This window comes from Streptomyces echinatus, assembly GCF_014203595.1.
Classification (GTDB): domain Bacteria; phylum Actinomycetota; class Actinomycetes; order Streptomycetales; family Streptomycetaceae; genus Streptomyces; species Streptomyces echinatus.
On sequence record NZ_JACHJK010000011.1, the window covers coordinates 262,976 to 279,605 of the forward strand.

The 16,630-nt window shown below is 73.3% G+C and carries 14 protein-coding genes; 2 read left to right on the forward strand and 12 right to left on the reverse strand.

The window, feature by feature from the left end; all coding sequences use genetic code 11:
- Window positions 1-112: 112 nt before the first annotated feature.
- Together FHS34_RS28470 and FHS34_RS28475 are read right to left on the reverse strand one after the other, a co-directional pair.
- The gene (locus FHS34_RS28470; RefSeq protein ID WP_184970544.1) at window positions 113-3,133 is read right to left on the reverse strand and encodes an EAL domain-containing protein; all 3,021 of its coding nucleotides are present in this window, start codon (window positions 3,131-3,133) and stop codon (window positions 113-115) included.
- A 418-nt stretch (window positions 3,134-3,551) separates the two neighbouring features.
- Window positions 3,552-4,529 carry a 2-hydroxyacid dehydrogenase gene (locus FHS34_RS28475; protein ID WP_184970546.1) on the reverse strand — a complete coding sequence of 326 codons (978 nt, stop codon included), beginning with the start codon at window positions 4,527-4,529 and terminating at the stop codon, window positions 3,552-3,554.
- A 75-nt stretch (window positions 4,530-4,604) separates the two neighbouring features.
- Between FHS34_RS28475 and FHS34_RS28480 the strand changes: the two genes are divergently transcribed.
- Both FHS34_RS28480 and FHS34_RS28485 read left to right on the forward strand, forming a co-directional pair.
- Window positions 4,605-5,603: an aldo/keto reductase gene (locus FHS34_RS28480; protein ID WP_184970548.1), complete on the forward strand. Its 999-nt coding sequence runs from the start codon at window positions 4,605-4,607 to the stop codon at window positions 5,601-5,603.
- Between the two features lie 98 nt (window positions 5,604-5,701).
- A complete protein-coding gene (locus FHS34_RS28485) occupies window positions 5,702-6,859 on the forward strand; it encodes a PQQ-dependent sugar dehydrogenase (RefSeq protein WP_184970549.1) in 1,158 nt (385 codons plus the stop codon).
- Window positions 6,860-7,066: 207 nt separating this feature from the next.
- Here FHS34_RS28485 and FHS34_RS28490 read toward each other — a convergent pair whose 3' ends face one another.
- From FHS34_RS28490 to gatC, 10 genes are all read right to left on the reverse strand, one after another.
- On the reverse strand, window positions 7,067-7,261 hold the full coding sequence (locus tag FHS34_RS28490; RefSeq protein WP_184970551.1) for a DUF6191 domain-containing protein: 195 nt from the start codon (window positions 7,259-7,261) through the stop codon (window positions 7,067-7,069).
- 95 nt (window positions 7,262-7,356) lie between these two features.
- The gene (locus tag FHS34_RS28495; protein WP_184970705.1) at window positions 7,357-10,401 is read right to left on the reverse strand and encodes a helix-turn-helix transcriptional regulator; all 3,045 of its coding nucleotides are present in this window, start codon (window positions 10,399-10,401) and stop codon (window positions 7,357-7,359) included.
- A 245-nt stretch (window positions 10,402-10,646) separates the two neighbouring features.
- A complete protein-coding gene (locus FHS34_RS28500) occupies window positions 10,647-10,838 on the reverse strand; it encodes a hypothetical protein (RefSeq protein ID WP_184970553.1) in 192 nt (63 codons plus the stop codon).
- A gap of 196 nt (window positions 10,839-11,034) precedes the next feature.
- The gene (locus tag FHS34_RS28505; protein WP_184970555.1) at window positions 11,035-11,745 is read right to left on the reverse strand and encodes a hypothetical protein; all 711 of its coding nucleotides are present in this window, start codon (window positions 11,743-11,745) and stop codon (window positions 11,035-11,037) included.
- Window positions 11,746-11,780: 35 nt separating this feature from the next.
- Window positions 11,781-12,356 (reverse strand): GNAT family N-acetyltransferase, encoded by a 576-nt coding sequence (locus tag FHS34_RS28510; protein WP_184970557.1) that lies wholly within the window; start codon window positions 12,354-12,356, stop codon window positions 11,781-11,783.
- Between the two features lie 154 nt (window positions 12,357-12,510).
- Window positions 12,511-12,882 carry a hypothetical protein gene (locus FHS34_RS28515; RefSeq protein ID WP_184970558.1) on the reverse strand — a complete coding sequence of 124 codons (372 nt, stop codon included), beginning with the start codon at window positions 12,880-12,882 and terminating at the stop codon, window positions 12,511-12,513.
- Between the two features lie 119 nt (window positions 12,883-13,001).
- Window positions 13,002-14,516 (reverse strand): Asp-tRNA(Asn)/Glu-tRNA(Gln) amidotransferase subunit GatB, encoded by a 1,515-nt coding sequence (gene gatB / locus FHS34_RS28520; protein ID WP_184970560.1) that lies wholly within the window; start codon window positions 14,514-14,516, stop codon window positions 13,002-13,004.
- Window positions 14,517-14,531: 15 nt separating this feature from the next.
- On the reverse strand, window positions 14,532-14,771 hold the full coding sequence (locus FHS34_RS28525; RefSeq protein ID WP_184970562.1) for a hypothetical protein: 240 nt from the start codon (window positions 14,769-14,771) through the stop codon (window positions 14,532-14,534).
- Window positions 14,768-16,267, reverse strand: coding sequence for an Asp-tRNA(Asn)/Glu-tRNA(Gln) amidotransferase subunit GatA (gene gatA / locus FHS34_RS28530; RefSeq protein WP_184970564.1), 1,500 nt, complete (start codon window positions 16,265-16,267; stop codon window positions 14,768-14,770). The genes FHS34_RS28525 and gatA overlap by 4 nt, the downstream gene beginning before the upstream one ends.
- A 5-nt stretch (window positions 16,268-16,272) precedes the next feature.
- Complete coding sequence (gene gatC, locus FHS34_RS28535; RefSeq protein ID WP_184970566.1) at window positions 16,273-16,569, reverse strand: Asp-tRNA(Asn)/Glu-tRNA(Gln) amidotransferase subunit GatC; 297 nt, start codon at window positions 16,567-16,569, stop codon at window positions 16,273-16,275.
- Between the last annotated feature and the right edge of the window lie 61 nt (window positions 16,570-16,630).

The following is a 16,630-nucleotide window of genomic DNA, read 5'->3' on the forward strand; positions in this document are numbered from 1 at the left end:
GCTGGGGATTCCGGATCGTCCTCCGGTGGGTCCCAGCTCAGCCGACGCGCTGTCCAAGTACGAGAATTCGGGTGCGCATGGCACTGACCCTCCCCCCGGCACGCACCACGTGTCAAGTGGGTGGGACGGGAGTCTCAGAATGTGAACGCAGGGCACTGCCGCCTCCCAGGACAGCGGGAACACCCCCTGTGTACACCCCCTTCGGCTCGCGCACACCGCCGGCGAACACCGGTTCGGCCGGGGCGTGCGGCACCGGGTAGTGGCCGGATCCGAGCGCCCGGCGCAACCGGTACTCGTCCAGCGGCCCGGCGAACGCCATGCCCTGCCCGTGGGTGCAGCCCATGGCACGCAGCGCGACCACCTGCTCGGGCAGGTCGACGCCCTCCGCCACCGACTGGAGCCCGAGATCGCCGGCGATCCGCAGCAGACCGCTGGTGATCTTGTGCAGCCGTGCGGACTCGACCAGCCCGTCGACCAGACCGCGGTCGAGCTTGAGGATGTCCACGGGCAGCCGCCGCAGAGCCGTGATGGCCGCGTAGCCGCTGCCGAAGCCGTCCAGCGCGATCCGCACCCCGAGCCGGCTGAGCACGGTCAGCCGCCGTTCCAGCTCGTCCAGGGAGACCCGGGGGTCGGTCTCGGTCAGCTCGATGACCAGCGCCCCGGGCGGCAGCCCGTGCCGGGTCAGCAGCGCCTCCACCGAACCCAGCGGCATCGAGCGGTCCAGCAGCCGCCGGGCGCTCATCCGCACCGCCACCGGCACGACCAGCCCGGTCGTGGCCCGCTCGGCCGCCCGCTCCACGGCCTCCTGCAGGATCCAGCGGTCCAGCTCGGCGGTCTTGTCGCCGTCCTCGGCCACCCGCAGGAACTCGGCCGGGGTGAACAGCACCCCTTGGGAGGAGCGCCAGCGCGCCTGCGCGGAGACCGCCGTGATCCGGCCGTTCTGCAGCCCCACCACGGGCTGGTGCAGCAGCGCGAACTCGCCGTCGTGCAGCGCGGCACGCAGGCGTGTGGCCAGCTCCGCCTTGCGGACGACGTCCTGCTGCATCTGCGGCTTGTACAGCTCTACCCGGCCCTTTCCGGCCGATTTCGCGCGGTACATCGCCAGGTCGGCGTTGCGCAGCAGCTCCCCCGCGCCCAGGCCCGGTTCGGCGAAGGCGACGCCGATGGAGGCGTTGACCCGGACGTCGTTCCCGTCGATGGCGTACGGCTGGGAGAGGGTCATCCTGAGGCGGTCGGCGAGCTCCAGGATGTTCCGTTCCCGGGCGGCACGGTCCCGGGTGCCGTCCCCGGCGATCAGGGCCGCGAACTCGTCACCGCCGAGCCGGGAGGCGGTGTCCCCGTGCCGGACGGCGTCCTGGAGTCTGCGCGCGGCCTGGATGAGCAGCTCGTCCCCGGCCTGGTGGCCGATCGTGTCGTTGACGGCCTTGAAGCCGTCCAGGTCGATGAAGAGCACGGCCGTGCCGCGCAGGGCGGCGCCCCGGTCGGTGGCCCGGCGGCCGGACAGGGCCTGCTGCACGCGCCGGGTGAACAGCGCGCGGTTGGGCAGGTCGGTCAGCGGGTCGTGCTCGGCGTTGTGCTGCAACTGCGCCTGCAGGCGCACCCTTTCGGTCACGTCCCGGCTGTTGAAGATGAGCCCGCCGTGGTGGCGGTTGACGGTCGACTCGACGTTGAGCCAGCCGCCCTCACCGGAGCGGAACCGGCACTCGATGCGCGTGGTGGCCTCCTCCAGCGGGCTGGCGGCGAGGAAGCGGCGCACCTCGTGCACCACACAGCCCAGGTCCTCCGGGTGGATGAGGCCGGCCAGCTCGGTGCCCACCAGCTCCTCCGCGGGCCGGCCGTACACCCCGGCGGCGGCCGGGGAGACGTACCGGAGGATGCCGTTCGGCGCGGCGATCATGATGACGTCGCTGGAGCCCTGCACCAGGGACCGGAAGTGGTTCTCCTTCTGGGCCAGTTCCTGGGTGAGGGTGATGTTGTCCAGCAGCATGATGCCCTGCCGGATGACGAGGGCCAGCACCACGGCGCCCGCGGTGATCAGCACGACGTGGTCGGGTCTGCGGCCGTTGAGGACGTTGTACAGGATGCCCAGGGTGCACACGGCCGCGGCGAGGTACGGGGTGAGGGCGGCGAGGGAGCCGCTGAGCGGCCGGCCGGCCGGGTACCGGCTGTGCTCGCCCCCCTGCGCGGGCGGGGTCGTGTGCTGGTGGCCCGTGCTCCGCTGGCCCGGCAGGTGTTCGTGGACCACGCGGGTGTGTCCGCCGGCCGGCCGTGGCTCCTGCGCGCCGCGGCGCCGGGGTGCGGCCCAGGGGGCGTAGGCGAGCAGCAGCGATCCGGCGAACCAGCCCGCGTCCAGGAGCTGCCCGGAGCGGTAACTGCTGTGCAGCAGCGGCGAGGTGAACAGGGCGTCGCACATCACGGTCAGCGCGAGCGCGCCGATCGCGGTGTTCACCGCCGTGCGGTTGCCCGGGGCGCGGCGGAAGTGCAGCGCGAGGACCATGCTGACGAGGGCGATGTCGAGCAGCGGGTACGCCAGGGACAGCGCGGCGTGTGCCACGCTGGACCCGTCGAACCGGGCCGCCTGGGCGAGCGCGAGGCTCCAGGAGAGGGTCAGCAGCGAGCCGCCGATCAGCCAGGCGTCCAGCCCGAGGCAGATCCAGCCCGCCCTGGTCACCGGCCGCTTGGCGAGCACCAGCAGGCCCACGATGGCGGGCGGTGCGAAGCACAGGAAGAACAGGTCGGCGTAGCTCGGGCTGGGTACGGTCCGGCCCAGCACGACCTCGTACCAGCCCCAGACCGCGTTGCCCAGGGCCGCCATGGCCGAGGAGAGGGCGAACAGCAGCCAGGCCGACCGGAAGCGCACACGCCGGTTGCGGGCGTACAGGAAGCAGGAGACGGCGGCGGTGCCCGCCGCCGCGCTCAGCCCGAAGTCGCCCATGACCAGTGCCACCTGGTCCGTGCCCCAGTCGAACGCGGCTCCGACGGCGTAGGCCGCGCAGACCAGGGCGAGGACGAGCTGCTCCATCAGCCGGGTGCTGTCGCCTACGGCCGGCCGGCGGGGCGGTGGTGCCTCGTGCGGGTGCGGTGCGCGCACCGCGTCGTCGAGGGCGGTCGTCACGGAGGGCGGCGCGCTCACCGGGGCCTCCCGGTGAGCGCCGCTCCCGGGTCCCGACGGTCCCGGTGTGCTGGGTGCGTGTGCCTGCGGCGGCCGCTGTGCCTGCGCTGGTGGTGACTGTGGTGGCTGGTGTGCCGGTCGCGTCGGCGCGCGGTCGTGCGCCAGGGTCGCCGTCGGCGGCTCCGCCGCGTCGGATCGTTCGTCCATAGGCCGTGCATCGCCCGTCGCCCCCCTCACAAATCTGAAATATCCATCCCCGGCGCCGAACGGTCAGCGGCGCAGCCCCTGTCCGGGACGATACACCAGGATCGTCACTCAGGGACATAGCGTCTCTACGCTCCGTGACGACCAGCGGTTATGCGGGTACGGGCCGCGTCCGAAAGATTGCGGAGGGTGGCGGATGATCCCTACCGCGTGGGCGAAGCCGGGTGTGAGCGATTTACCGCCCGTTTGCTCCCACCGTCTCTGAGCCGGTGGTGAGGACCACGTTCCGCAGCGGTTCCCGGTGCACGAACCGGGTCAGCTGGTCGACGAGCAACCGCTGGGCGCGCGGCAGGAACGCCGAGGACGGCCCGCCCACATGAGGGCTGATCAGCACGCCGGGCGCCTGCCACAGGGGATGGCCCGGGGGCAGCGGCTCGGGATCCGTGACGTCCAGGGCGGCGGTGATCCGGCCCCGCTCCAGCTCGGCGAGGAGCGCCTTGGTGTCGACCACGGGCCCGCGCGCGACGTTCACCAGCAGCGCGCCGTCCTTCATCCGGCCGAGGAAGTCGGCGTCGACGAGCCCCCGGGTGTCCTCCGTGAGCGGCGTGCAGAGGATCACGACGTCCGCGTCCGGGAGCAGTGAGAGCACATCGGTGATCGGATGCACCAGACCGCGCGCCGTGGTGCGCCTGGAGCGCGCGATGCGCGCCACCCGCGCCACCTCGAACGGTGCGAGCCGGTCCTCGATGGCGGCACCGATGGCCCCGTAACCGACGATCAGAACGTTCCGGTCGGCCAGGGACGGGCGGAATCCGCCCTCCCAGCGCTCCTGTTGCTGGGCGCGGACGAACCCGGGGACGCCACGCAGCGCGGCGAGGGTCAGCGTGAGCGCCAGCTCGGCCGTGCTGGTCTCGTGCACCCCGCGCGCGTTGCACAGCCGGACGCCGGGCGCGATCACCGACAGCCGCGCGGTGATGTCGTCCACGCCGGCGGTGAGCGTCTGGATGACCCGGACGTTCGTCAGGTGCTCCAGCGGCCCCACCCTGACCGACAGCCGCTTCATGTACGGCACCACGTACACGGCGCACTCCGCCGGGTCACCGGGAAACGGCTGGTCACCGTCGTCACCGCCGTCCCAGAACAGATAGCGGGGTCCCTCGGGCAGTCCCTCGATCTCCTCGGGCGGGATGGGCAGCCAGACGTCTGAAGTCATGCGAGGAGGCTATGTCAGGCACGCGCGCGTGCAGAGGTTAGGTTGGTGGCCGGGCAGAGGGAGGTTCACGAGCAGGTGGAGCGCAGGACGATCGGCGCGGGGGGACTCGCGGTGGGGGCCGTCGGACTCGGATGCATGCCGATGAGCTGGGCGTACAGCGGATCACGACAGCGCGGTGACGAGTCGGTCAGAACCGTGCACCGGGCGCTGGACGTGGGCTGCGACCTCCTGGACACCGCTGACATGTACGGCCCGTTCACCAACGAGCTGCTGCTGGGCCGGGTGCTCAGGGAGCGGCGCCGGGACGCCTTCGTGTCCACGAAGGTGGGGCTGCTGGTGGGCGAGCAGCACGTCGTGGCCAACGGGCGCCCCGGTTATGTGCGGCGGGCCTGTGACGCCTCGCTGCGCCGGCTGCAGACCGACGTGATCGACCTGTACCAGCTGCACCGGGCCGATCCCGAGGTGCCCGTCGAGGAGACGTGGGGCGCGATGGCGGACCTGGTGCGGGCGGGGAAGGTGCGGGCGCTGGGCCTGTGCGCGGTGGGGGCGCGCGGCGGGCGCCGCTCGGGCGCCGGGCTGTACGACACGACGCTGCGCCAGTTGCAGCGGGTGCAGCAGGTGTTCCCGGTGAGCGCGATACAGGCGGAGCTGTCGGTGTGGTCCCCGGAGGCGCTCCGGGCGCTGCTGCCGTGGTGCGAGGCGCGCGGGGTGGGTTTCCTGGCGGCGATGCCGCTGGGCAACGGCTTCCTGACCGGCACGCTGACGCCGGGCGAGGGCTTCGAGCGCGACGACGTACGCGCCCGGCACCCGCGGTTCACCGCCGAGATGATGGCGGCCAACCAGCCGATCGTCGCGGGTCTGCGGCGGGTCGCCCGCCGGCACGGCGAGCACGTCACCCCGGCCCAGGTGGCCCTGGCCTGGGTGCTGGCGCAGGGCCGTCAGGTGATCGCGCTGCCGGGCACCAAGCGGGAGCACTGGGCCGCGCAGAACGCGGCCGCCGCCGGCCTGCGGCTGACCGAGCAGGACCTGGCGGAGGTGTCCCGGCTGCCGGCCGCCCAGGGGTCGTGGGACTGAGGTTCGCGCTCATCGGTTTCCCGGGAGCGGGAACCCGGCGGGCGCCGACGGTGTATGAGAGGGAGAGGGTGCCGTTCCACCGCTGCCTCGGAGGGACCATGATCGTGCGATGTCGAGCCGTACCGGCCGTGCTGGCCGCGACCGCCCTGCTGCTGACGGCCGGCTGCTCGTCCGGCGGCGGGGACTTTCCGGGCCGGCGGCCCGCCACCACGGCGTCCGGCGCCGCCGGTTCCGCGCGGAGCACCGAGTCGGCGGCCCCGGCCAAGGGGTCGGTGACGGTGTCGCGCACGGTGGCCGAGGGCCTGAAGTCACCGTGGGGACTGGCTCCGCTGCCCGGCGGCGGACTGCTGGTCTCCTCCCGCGACGACGGGACGATCACCCGGATCGACGAGAAGACGGGGACGAAGACCGTGCTGGGCACGGTCTCCGGGGTCTCCCCGGCCGGCGAGGGCGGTCTGCTGGGCATCGCCCTCTCCCCCGACTACGCCTCGGACCACATGATCTACGCCTACTTCACCTCGGCCTCGGACAACCGCATCGTGCGCATGCTCTACGACGAGCGGAAGCCAGCCGGTGAGCAACTGGGCGCCCCGGACACGGTGTTCAAGGGCATTCCGAAGGGGTTCATCCACAACGGCGGCCGGATCGCGTTCGGCCCGGACGGCATGCTCTACGCGGGCACCGGCGAGAGCGGGCAGCGGGGTCTGGCGCAGGACCGGAAGTCGCTGGGCGGCAAGATCCTGCGGCTGACCCCGGAGGGCGAGCCGGCGCCGGGCAACCCGTTCCCCGGCTCCCCCGTGTACTCCTACGGCCACCGGAACGTCCAGGGGCTGGCCTGGGACGACCGGCAGCGGCTGTTCGCCTCGGAGTTCGGGCAGGACACCTGGGACGAGCTGAACGCGATCAAGCCAGGCGACGACTACGGCTGGCCGAAGGCCGAGGGCAGGTCGTCCGACGGCGGCTTCCACGATCCCCTGGCCCAGTGGCACACCGACGAGGCCTCCCCCAGCGGCATCGCCTATGTGGACGGCGTGATCTGGATGGCGGGTCTGAAGGGCCGGCGCCTGTGGCGGGTCCCGCTGCGCGGCACGCAGGCCGCGGCGGCTCCGCAGGCCTTCCTCACCGGCGCGTACGGCCGCCTGCGCACGGTGGCACCGGCGGGCGGCGACAAGCTGTGGCTGGTCACGAGCAACACGGACGGCCGGGGCGAACCGAAGAAGGGCGACGACCGGATCCTGGAGCTGCGGGTGAGATGAGCGACCCGGCCGGGCGTAGCCGGTGCGTCGTCGTCCCGCCGTCGCCGCGGCATCGTGCGCCGCCGCGTCATCGCGGTGCCGGTGTCTCGTCACGCCGTGGCGTCGTCGGGGTGCCGGTGTCTCGTCCCGCCGTGCCGTCGTCGGGGTGCCGGTGCGGCAGCGTGCCGTGGTCGGCCGGGGGCCGTCCCGGCGGGTTCTGCGCCGGGCTCACCCGGCCACGGGGTCGTCCTCGTCACGCGGCCGTTCCGGCAGGCGTATCACCGCCTTTCCCGACGCCAGATCGATGGGGCCGCGGCCGGGATCGTTGTCGCCGACGTCCTCACGAGTCAGTTCCAGCCGGTTCTCCTCGTCCCGGGTGTGTTTGCGGCCGGGCGCGAACAGTTCCTCGAAGACGTTGAACACGGCTCCCCCTCCTTGCCGGTTCTCTCCAGCCTACGGTCTGCCGTCCGGATCGGGCCGGGCCGATCCGGCCTGATCCGAACGGCAGACCTGGGGTGTCACCCCCGCGTCCCGGCGGCGAGCGTCCCGGCCACGAACAGGCCCAGCCGGTGCGCCACCGCCGCCGCCTCGCCCCGGCCCGAGACGCCGAGCTTGCCCAGGATGTTGGAGACGTGGACGCTCGCGGTCTTCGGGGAGATGAACAGCTCCTCGGCTATCTGGCGGTTGGTGCGGCCCGCCGCGACCAGGCCGAGGACGTCCCGCTCCCGGTTGGTGAGGCCGAGCGCCGCTGCCGGGTCGGCGGGATCCGCCGCCCGCCCCGCGGCACCGGTCAGGGTGAGGCGGGCGCGCTGGGCGAGCCGGGCGGCGGCGTCGGCGAGGGGGCGGGCGTCGAGGTGGGCGGCGACCGCCGCGGCCAGCCGGAGCAGCTCCACCGCGCGGTCGCGCTCGTCGTCACCGCCCTCGGCCAGCAGCGCCGCGGCGAGCCGGTGGCGGACCCGGGCGAGGTCGTACGGGCGGTCCAGGCACTCGAAGGCGGTGACCACGGGCGACCAGGTGTCGGCGGTGTCCGTGCCCTCGGCACGCAGCAGCTCGGCGCGGGTCCAGTGGTCGTAGGCCCCCCAGAGGGGGGCTCCGGTGGTCAGCTTGCGCACGGCCCCGGCGAGGCGGTCGAGGATCCCGGCGCGCTCGGGTCCGGCGGCGGGCAGGGTGCGGGCGTCGGCCTCGGCGGTGGCGGCGGCCAGCAGCAGCGGCCAGCCGTAGCGGTGGGAGCCGGGCGGGAAGCCGGCGTCCAGCGCCTTGAGCAGTTCGGCGCGGGCGTCGTCGATGCGGCCCTCGGCGGCGGCGATCCCGAGGGCGATGCGGGCCAGGGGCAGGGAGCTCTGGGCCACGAGGTCGTGGGTGCCGAAGCACGCACGGGCGGTGGCGAGCTGCCGACCGGCCTCGGCGACGTCACCGCGGGCCAGGGCGAGATGGGCGAGCTTCAGCGCGCCCGCGCCGCGGGGCTTGGCGCTGTGGCCGACCCGGGCCGCGTACACGGCGGCCTCCGCGGCCTCCTGCCACTGGCCCGTCGAGTACAGGGCGTCGGACAGGTTGCCCCAGGCCCAGGCCTCGGAGTCCAGCAGTCCGTACTTACGGGTGAAGGCGATGCCCTCGCGCAGGATGGCGGCGGCCTCCCGGTCGCGGCCGACGGCCTGCATCTCGGAGGGCAGGTTCACATAGGCGCGTCCCGCGACGTTGTGCGCGCCCTCGGCGAGGGTGTCCGCCAGGACCTGCCCCATCTCCGCGAGGCCGGTCTCCGTGTCGCCGGAGTCCACCTTCAGGCCGCCCAGGGTGAGGCGGGCGTGCAGTTCGATGTCCCGGGCGCCGACCATGCGCGCGTATTCCACGGCCCGCTCGGCGGCGGCGACGGCCTCGGGGCCGGGCCGGTGCAGCATGGACCAGTTGGCGGCGAGGGCCAGCACCTCCGCGTGCACCTCGGAGGGCGGCAGGCCGCGCACGAGGTCCTGGGCGGTGGCGAGTTCTTGCCGGCCGTCGCCGCGGGCCTGGGCCTGGACCAGCCGCGAGCGCTGCGCCCAGAACCAGGCGGCGCGCAGCGGGTCCGGCTCGTCGTCCAGGAGACGCAGCGCACGCTTGGTGATCTTCAGTGCCCGTTCGCGTTCGCCACCGAAGCGGCCGGCGACGGCCGCCTCGGCCATGAGGTCGAGATAGCGCAGCGGGGTGGTGGCCGGGTCGCAGCCGCAGGGCGGGTAGGCCTCGGTGCAGTCAGCCGGGCGCAGGGCGGAGCGCACCTCCTCCGGTGCGCCGTCCCACAGTTCCATCGCCCGTTCCAGCAGCCCGAGTTGCTCGGTGTAGGCGTGCCGGCGGCGGGCGACGACGGCGGCGGCCAGGACGGCGGGCAGGGCCTTCGCGGCGTCGTGGGCGTGGTACCAGTAGCTGGCCAGACGCATCACGCGCGCGTCGGCCGGGACGAGTCCGGGCTCGGCCTCCAGGGCCTCGGCGCAGCGGCGGTTGAGCCGGGAGCGTTCGCCGGGCAGCAGGTCGTCGGCCACGGCCTCGCGGACCAGGGAGTGCCGGAAGCGGTAGCCGTCGCCGGCCCGGGTGACGGTGAGGATGTTGGCGCCGACGGCGGCCCGCAGCGCCTCGATGAGGTCGTCCTCGGTGAGCTGGGCCACGGCGGCGATCAGCCGGTACTCCACCGTGGAGCCGCCCTCGGCGACGATCCGGGCGACTCGCTGGGCGCTCTCGGGCAGCGCCTCGACCCGGACCAGGAGCAGGTCGCGCAGGGAGTCGGTGAGTCCGGTGCGGTTGCCCTCGCAGGCGGCGACGGCGAGTTCCTCGATGAAGAAGGCGTTGCCGTCGGAGCGTTCGTAGATCTCGTCCACCTGGGCGGGGTCGGGTTCGGCGGCGAGGATGCCGGCGATCTGGCGGCCGGCCTCCTCGCGGGTGAAGCGGGCCAGTTCGATGCGGCGGACGGTGCGCAGCCGGTCCAGTTCGGCGAGCAGGGGGCGCAGCGGGTGACGGCGGTGGATGTCGTCGGAGCGGTACGTGGCGAGGACGAGGAGGCGGCCGGCGCGCAGGGTGCGGAAGAGATAGGCGAGCAGGTGGCGGGTGGAGGCGTCGGCCCAGTGCAGGTCCTCCAGGACGAGCACGACGGTGTGGCCTGCGGCGACCCGCTCCAGCAGCCGGGCGGTGAGTTCGAACAGGCGGGCCAGGCCCTGTTCGCCGTGGCGGCCGACGGCGGCCTCGCCGAGGTCGGGCAGCAGCCGGGCCAGTTCCTCCTCCTGACCGGCCGCCGCGGCGGCGAACTCCTCGGGCAGGGCGTCGCGCAGGGCGCGCAGCGCGGTGGAGAAGGGGGCGAAGGGCAGCCCGTCGGCGCCGATCTCCACGCAGCCGCCGACGGCGACGACGGCGCCCCGGCGGGCCGCGGCCGTGGCGAACTCCTCCACGAGGCGGGTCTTGCCCACGCCCGCCTCACCGCCGAGCAGCAGCGCCTGCGGCTCGGCCGCGGCGGCGCCGGCGAGCGCGTCGTTGAGCGTGGCCAACTCGTCGGCGCGGCCGACGAACACGGGACTGACGGACCTGGTCTCCACGGGCCCGAGCATCGCATGATGCCGGGACGGCCCGGCACCGGTTTTCCACAGGTCGCGTGTGATGGTCATACCGGCAGGCCCGGCCGTCTCGGCATTCGGCCGAGTCGGCGTCGGCGTCGGCGTCGGCGTCGGCGTCGGGAGAGCGGCGGGGGCAGCGGCAGGCAAAGGCGACAGGGCCGTACGGCTCCGCTGGAGAGCCGTACGACCCTGTGGCCCCGAGCGCCCGACCCCCGTGCGGCCGCTCTCCGCCCCCGCGGTCACGCGGTGCGCTGAAGCCGGAGCCGGCGGGGGCGGTCGCTATGCGACTCGGCGGCCGGGGCGCCTTCGCCGGCGTTCCGGGCGCGGCGGGCGGCGCGGCGGGTCCGTACCGCCTCGCGGGCCAGGCGCTCCTGCTGGGCCGTGCGGCGCAGTTCGGCGGAACGGATCAGGTGCAGTTCGTACGCGTACATGGTGGGTCCTTCGGGAGATTCGGTGTCGTGCGTCGCTTTCCGCGATGCCTCTACCTTCGTCTCCCAGGGGGGTCCGCCACATCGGGAGAGTTCCGCATCTTCGGACGGCCGGCGGGCCGCACGCGCGCGTAAGGGGCCTCAGGACGTCCATAAGGTGGTCGCGGATTCCCTAAGGCCCCTGTGAGCTGCGGGTCTCTCAGCCTGCCGAGGGCAGTGCGAGCAGTGCGTCGGAGTACTTCAGGACGGCGAGGAGCAGCCCGACGACGCCGAGCGAGACGCCCGCCCAGGCGACCGACTTGATCCAGGCGGCCTGCGGACGGCCGGGGACACCGAACGCGGGCCGGGCCAGGACGACCACGCCGGTGATCAGAGCGGCCACCGCGAACAGGCCGGCCCACAGGGCGGTGGTGTGCCAGGAGTCGCCGTAGACCTCCTTGATCTGCGTGCCGACGCTCGCCGTGGTGGACGTCCGCAGCTGGCCGACGAGTTGCTCGCGGGCGGACGCGACGGTGCCGATCCAGCCGCCGCTGAGCGAGACCAGGCCCAGCGCCGCCGAGACGACGGCCCCGGCGCCCTGGCCGACCCCGGAGGGCACCTTCGCACCGGCGCCCTCCGCGGGGCCGTCCGCCTCGCCCGTCTCGTCCGTGTCGTGAGCGCCGTCTGCGTCGTGGGCGTCGGGGGCGGCCCCGCGGAGGGCGCCGTCCGCGCCGGCCCCGCCCTCACCGCCTTCCCCGGCGTCCTCCGTGTGCCCGGTGGGTGCCGCGTCCGGAGTCCTCCCGGCGTCGCGCGCCCCGGTCTCCGTGGTTCCCGTGGCCCGTTCCTCCCCGGCGGCACCGGCCGCCGTCGTCCCGTCGTCCTTGCGCGCCTCGGTACCGGCCGCGGCGCCTTCCGCTGTCTTCGTTGCCATGCCCGGCACCGTACGGACGCTGTCTGAGAGGTCTCTTAATGATCGTTGTGCCCGGTACGCGCGCGTGCCGCACGCCATTCGGGCGCGAGCACCGCCCAGATCTCGGTGCTGGTGCGCACGCCCCGGTGCCGGTAGTTCTCGCGGAGCACGCCCTCGCGGGTCATGCCGAGGCGCCGGGCCACGTTGATGCTCGGCTCATTGGCCGAGGACACGTGCCACTCCACCCGGTGCATGCCGCGCTCCTCGAAGGCCCAGTCGAACAGCACCCGCATGCCGCGCGTGACCAGTCCGCGCCCGGCCGCCGCCGGCTCCAGCCAGCAGCCGGCCTCGCAGACCCCGCCGGGGGTGTCCCAGACGCGGAACAGCAGCCCGCCGACGAGCTTGCCGTCCAGCCAGATCCCGTGCAGGCTGCCGGCGTCGGCGGCGCGCTTGTCGGCGTACGACTTGATCCAGGCATGGGCGCCGTCGAGATCGGACACCGCGTCCGCGAGTCCGATGTGCCGGCCGATGAACTCCCGCCCCCGGTCTATGTTGGCGAGGACCTCCTCGGCGTGCCACACCTCGAGGGGCCGCAGTTCGGCGCCGTCGTCACCGAGCGGTGTCGCGTACATCGTGCCGTCTTCCTTCCGCAGTACGTCCCGGCCGAGCCTCTCACACGGCACGACACCCCCGGCGGGGCCCACTGCCGGCGCCAGTGGTGACCACGACGAGCACGGCCCGGCCGACCGTCGGGGTGGGCGGCCGTCGGGGCGCGGCGACGGGACGTCAGTCGAACTGGTCGCCGAGTGCCATGACCATCGTCCCGGCGACCAGCAGCCACAGGGCCCTGCGGGTGCGGCCCCGGGATCCGAGCACCGCCCCGAGCGCGCACCCGGCGGCCCCCAGGGCGTAGGCGGCGGGCACCAGCGCCGGGGCGGAACCGGCCGCCCGGAGCAGGGCGGCGGCCAGCCCGGCCAGCGTCAGCAACGCGCCGGTGCCGACGGCCGTCCAGCGGGCCCGCCGGGCGTCCCCGGCGTACTCCTCGTCGTCCTCGGGGACTTCGGCGTCCCCGGTGTCCCCCGTGGCCCCGCTGTCCCCGGCGGCTTCGGCCTCCGCGGCTATGACGGGCTCGGTATCGGAATCGGTGCGTCCACTCATGGCGGGCGAGCGTACCGCCTCCGGTACGCGAACCCGGGTGCGGGGCGGCGCCGGGACCGGCAGGGCAGACGTACGGCCCCGGAGGGCGTGCCTCCGGGGCCGTACGGCGCGGTGCGGGCTCAGCCCTCGCTGACGCCCAGCTTCTCCAGGATCAGCTCCTTGACGCGGGCCGCGTCGGCCTGGCCACGGGTGGCCTTCATGACCGCGCCCACCAGGGCGCCGGCCGCGGCCACCTTGCCGCCGCGGATCTTGTCCGCGACGCCCGGGTTGCCGGCGATGGCCTCGTCGACCGCCGTACCGAGCGCGGAGTCGTCGGAGACGACCTTCAGACCGCGCTTGTCGACGACCTCGTCCGGGGTGCCCTCGCCCGCGAGGACGCCCTCGATGACCTGACGGGCCAGCTTGTCGTTCAGGTCACCCTTCGCGACCAGCTCGGTGACCCGGGCCACCTGCTGCGGCGTGATGGCCAGCTCGTCCAGGGACGTGCCGGACTCGTTGGCGCTGCGCGCCAGCTCGCCCATCCACCACTTGCGGGCGGACGCCGCGTCGGCACCGGCGTCGATCGTGGCGACGATCGGGTCCAGCGCGCCGGCGTTGAGGATCGCCTGCATGTCGGTGGCGGAGATGCCCCACTCGGCGAGCAGCCGGGTGCGGCGGGCCAGCGGCAGCTCCGGCAGGGCCCCGCGGATCTCCTCGACCCACTCGCGCGAGGGGGCGACGGGGACCAGGTCGGGCTCCGGGAAGTACCGGTAGTCCTCGGCCTCCTCCTTCACGCGGCCCGAGGTCGTGGACCCGGTGTCCTCGTGGAAGTGGCGGGTCTCCTGGATGATCGTGCCGCCCGAGGACAGCACGGCCGCGTGCCGCTGGATCTCGAAGCGGGCCGCACGCTCCACGGACCGCAGCGAGTTGACGTTCTTCGTCTCCGAGCGGGTGCCGAACTTCTCGGTGCCGTTCGGGCGCAGCGACAGGTTCACGTCGCAGCGCATCTGGCCCATCTCCATGCGGGCCTCGGACACGCCGAGGGCCCGGATGAGCTCGCGCAGCTCGCGGACGTACGCCTTCGCCACCTCGGGGGCGCGCTCGCCGGCGCCCTCGATGGGCTTGGTGACGATCTCGATGAGCGGGATGCCCGCGCGGTTGTAGTCGAGGAGGGAGTGCGAGGCGCCGTGGATACGGCCCGTCGCGCCGCCGACGTGCGTCGACTTGCCGGTGTCCTCCTCCATGTGGGCGCGCTCGATCTCCACGCGGAAGGTCTCGCCGTCCTCCAGCTGTACGTCGAGGTAGCCGTTGAAGGCGATCGGCTCGTCGTACTGGGAGGTCTGGAAGTTCTTCGGCATGTCCGGATAGAAGTAGTTCTTCCGGGCGAAGCGGCACCACTCGGCGATCTCGCAGTTCAGCGCGAGACCGATCTTGATGGCGGACTCGACGCCGGTCGCGTTGACGACCGGGAGCGCGCCGGGCAGGCCGAGGCAGACCGGGCAGGTCTGCGAGTTGGCGTCGGCACCGAGCGCGGTCGAACAGCCGCAGAACATCTTGGTCTTGGTGCCGAGTTCGACATGGACCTCAAGGCCCATGACGGGGTCGTACGACGCCAGCGCGTCCTCGTACGACACCAGGTCGGTCGTGGTGGTCACGGTGAAACTTCCCTCTCAGCCCAGCAGGACGTCGTCGTCGCCCAGCCGCTTCAGCTCGCGGTAGAGGATGGCGAGGCCGGTGGCGATGCCGGCGGCGGTGACGACGGCGTCGACGAGCCGCAGCGTGTCGTTATCGGCGCGGGCCTTCTTGATCTGCTTCACGGCGCCGAACGCGCCGAACGCGGTGGCGGCCATGGACAGGTACGTACCGGACTTGGACTTCTTGAAGCCCTTGGCCTTGGTCAGTGCGCTCACAGCGACGGTGCCTCCTCCAGCAGCGGGTGGCCCCACTTTTCCACGAAGGCGGCCTCGACGGCGGCGCCCACCTTGTACAGCCGGTCGTCCTTCATCACCGGGGCGATGATCTGCAGACCGACCGGGAGGTTGTCCTCCGGGGCGAGACCGCAGGGGAGGGACATGGCCGCGTTGCCCGCCAGGTTGGTCGGGATGGTGCACAGGTCCGCGAGGTACATCGCCATCGGGTCGTCGGCGCGCTCGCCGATCGCGAAGGCGGTGGTCGGGGTCGTCGGGGAGACGATCACGTCGACCTGCTCGAACGCCTTGTCGAAGTCCTGCTTGATCAGCGTGCGGACCTTCTGCGCGGAGCCGTAGTACGCGTCGTAGTAGCCGGAGCTGAGGGCGTACGTGCCGAGCATGATGCGGCGCTTCACCTCGGGGCCGAAGCCCGCCTCACGGGTGAGGGAGGTGACCTCCTCGGCCGAGTGGGCGCCGTCGTCACCCGTACGGCGGCCGTAGCGCAGGCCGTCGAAGCGGGCGAGGTTGGAGGAGCACTCGGACGGCGCGATCAGGTAGTACGCCGACAGGGCGAGGTCGAAGGACGGGCAGTCCAGTTCGACGATCTCGGCGCCCAGCTCCTTGAGCAGCTCGACCGACTCGTCGAAGCGCTGGATGACACCGGCCTGGTAGCCCTCGCCGCGGAACTGCTTGACCACGCCGACCCGCATGCCGGCGACGGAGCCGTTGCGGGCGGCCTCGACGACCGGCGGGACCGGGGCGTCGATGGAGGTGGAGTCCAGCGGGTCGTGCCCGGCGATCACCTCGTGCAGCAGGGCCGCGTCCAGGACCGTGCGGGCGCAGGGGCCGCCCTGGTCGAGGGAGGAGGAGAAGGCGACCATGCCGTAGCGGGACACCGCGCCGTACGTCGGCTTCACGCCGACCGTGCCGGTGACGGAGGCCGGCTGGCGGATGGAGCCGCCGGTGTCGGTGCCGATGGCGAGCGGGGCCTCGTAGGAGGCGAGCGCGGCGGAGGAGCCGCCGCCGGAGCCGCCGGGGATCTTGGTGAGGTCCCAGGGGTTTCCGGTCGGGCCGTAGGCGCTGTTCTCGGTGGAGGACCCCATGGCGAACTCGTCCATGTTGGTCTTGCCGAGGATGACGACGTCGGCGGCCTTCAGCCGCTTGGTGAGCGTCGCGTCGTACGGCGGGATCCAGCCCTCGAGGATCTTCGAACCGACGGTCGTGGGCACGCCCTCGGTGGTGAAGATGTCCTTGAGCGCGAGCGGGACGCCGGCCAGCGGGCCGAGCTTCTCGCCGCGGGCCCGCTTCTCGTCCACGGCACGGGCCTGGGCGAGGGCGCCCTCGCGGTCGACGTGCAGGAAGGCGTGCACCTTCTCGTCGACGGCCTCGATGCGGGCGAGGTGGGCCTCGGTGACCTGGACCGCGGTGAGCTCGCCGGAGGCGATCCTCTCGGCGATCTGTGCGGCCGTGAGCTTGATGATGTTGCTGTCCGTCATGGCGGTCACTCCTCCCCCAGGATCTGCGGCACCTTGAAACGCTGCTGCTCCTGGGCGGGGGCGCCGGAGAGCGCCTGCTCGGGGGTGAGCGAGGGACGGACCTCGTCCGGCCGCATGACGTTCGTCAGGGGCAGCGGGTGCGAGGTCGGCGGTACGTCTTGGTCGGCGACCTCGCTGACGCGGGCGACCGCGCCGATGATGTCGTCCAGCTGGCCTGCGAAGTGATCGAGTTCTTCGGGCTTCAGCTCCAGACGCGCCAGCCGGGCGAGGTGGGCGACCTCCTCGCGCGTGATGCTCGGCATGCAGCGATCCTCTGGGGTGAGTGTGTGTGGTTTGGGCCCAATCCTATGGGGCGGGGCCCGG

Coding starts and splice junctions, on each gene's coding strand:
- FHS34_RS28475 (WP_184970546.1), bottom strand. CDS start 4,529: ATGACTTCAGACGTCTGGCTGCCCATCCCGCCCGAGGAGATCGAGGGA.
- FHS34_RS28485 (WP_184970549.1), top strand. CDS start 5,702: ATGATCGTGCGATGTCGAGCCGTACCGGCCGTGCTGGCCGCGACCGCC.
- FHS34_RS28495 (WP_184970705.1), bottom strand. CDS start 10,401: ATGCTCGGGCCCGTGGAGACCAGGTCCGTCAGTCCCGTGTTCGTCGGC.
- FHS34_RS28500 (WP_184970553.1), bottom strand. CDS start 10,838: ATGTACGCGTACGAACTGCACCTGATCCGTTCCGCCGAACTGCGCCGC.
- FHS34_RS28505 (WP_184970555.1), bottom strand. CDS start 11,745: ATGGCAACGAAGACAGCGGAAGGCGCCGCGGCCGGTACCGAGGCGCGC.
- FHS34_RS28510 (WP_184970557.1), bottom strand. CDS start 12,356: ATGTACGCGACACCGCTCGGTGACGACGGCGCCGAACTGCGGCCCCTC.
- FHS34_RS28515 (WP_184970558.1), bottom strand. CDS start 12,882: ATGAGTGGACGCACCGATTCCGATACCGAGCCCGTCATAGCCGCGGAG.
- gatA (WP_184970564.1), bottom strand. CDS start 16,267: ATGACGGACAGCAACATCATCAAGCTCACGGCCGCACAGATCGCCGAG.
- gatC (WP_184970566.1), bottom strand. CDS start 16,569: ATGCCGAGCATCACGCGCGAGGAGGTCGCCCACCTCGCCCGGCTGGCG.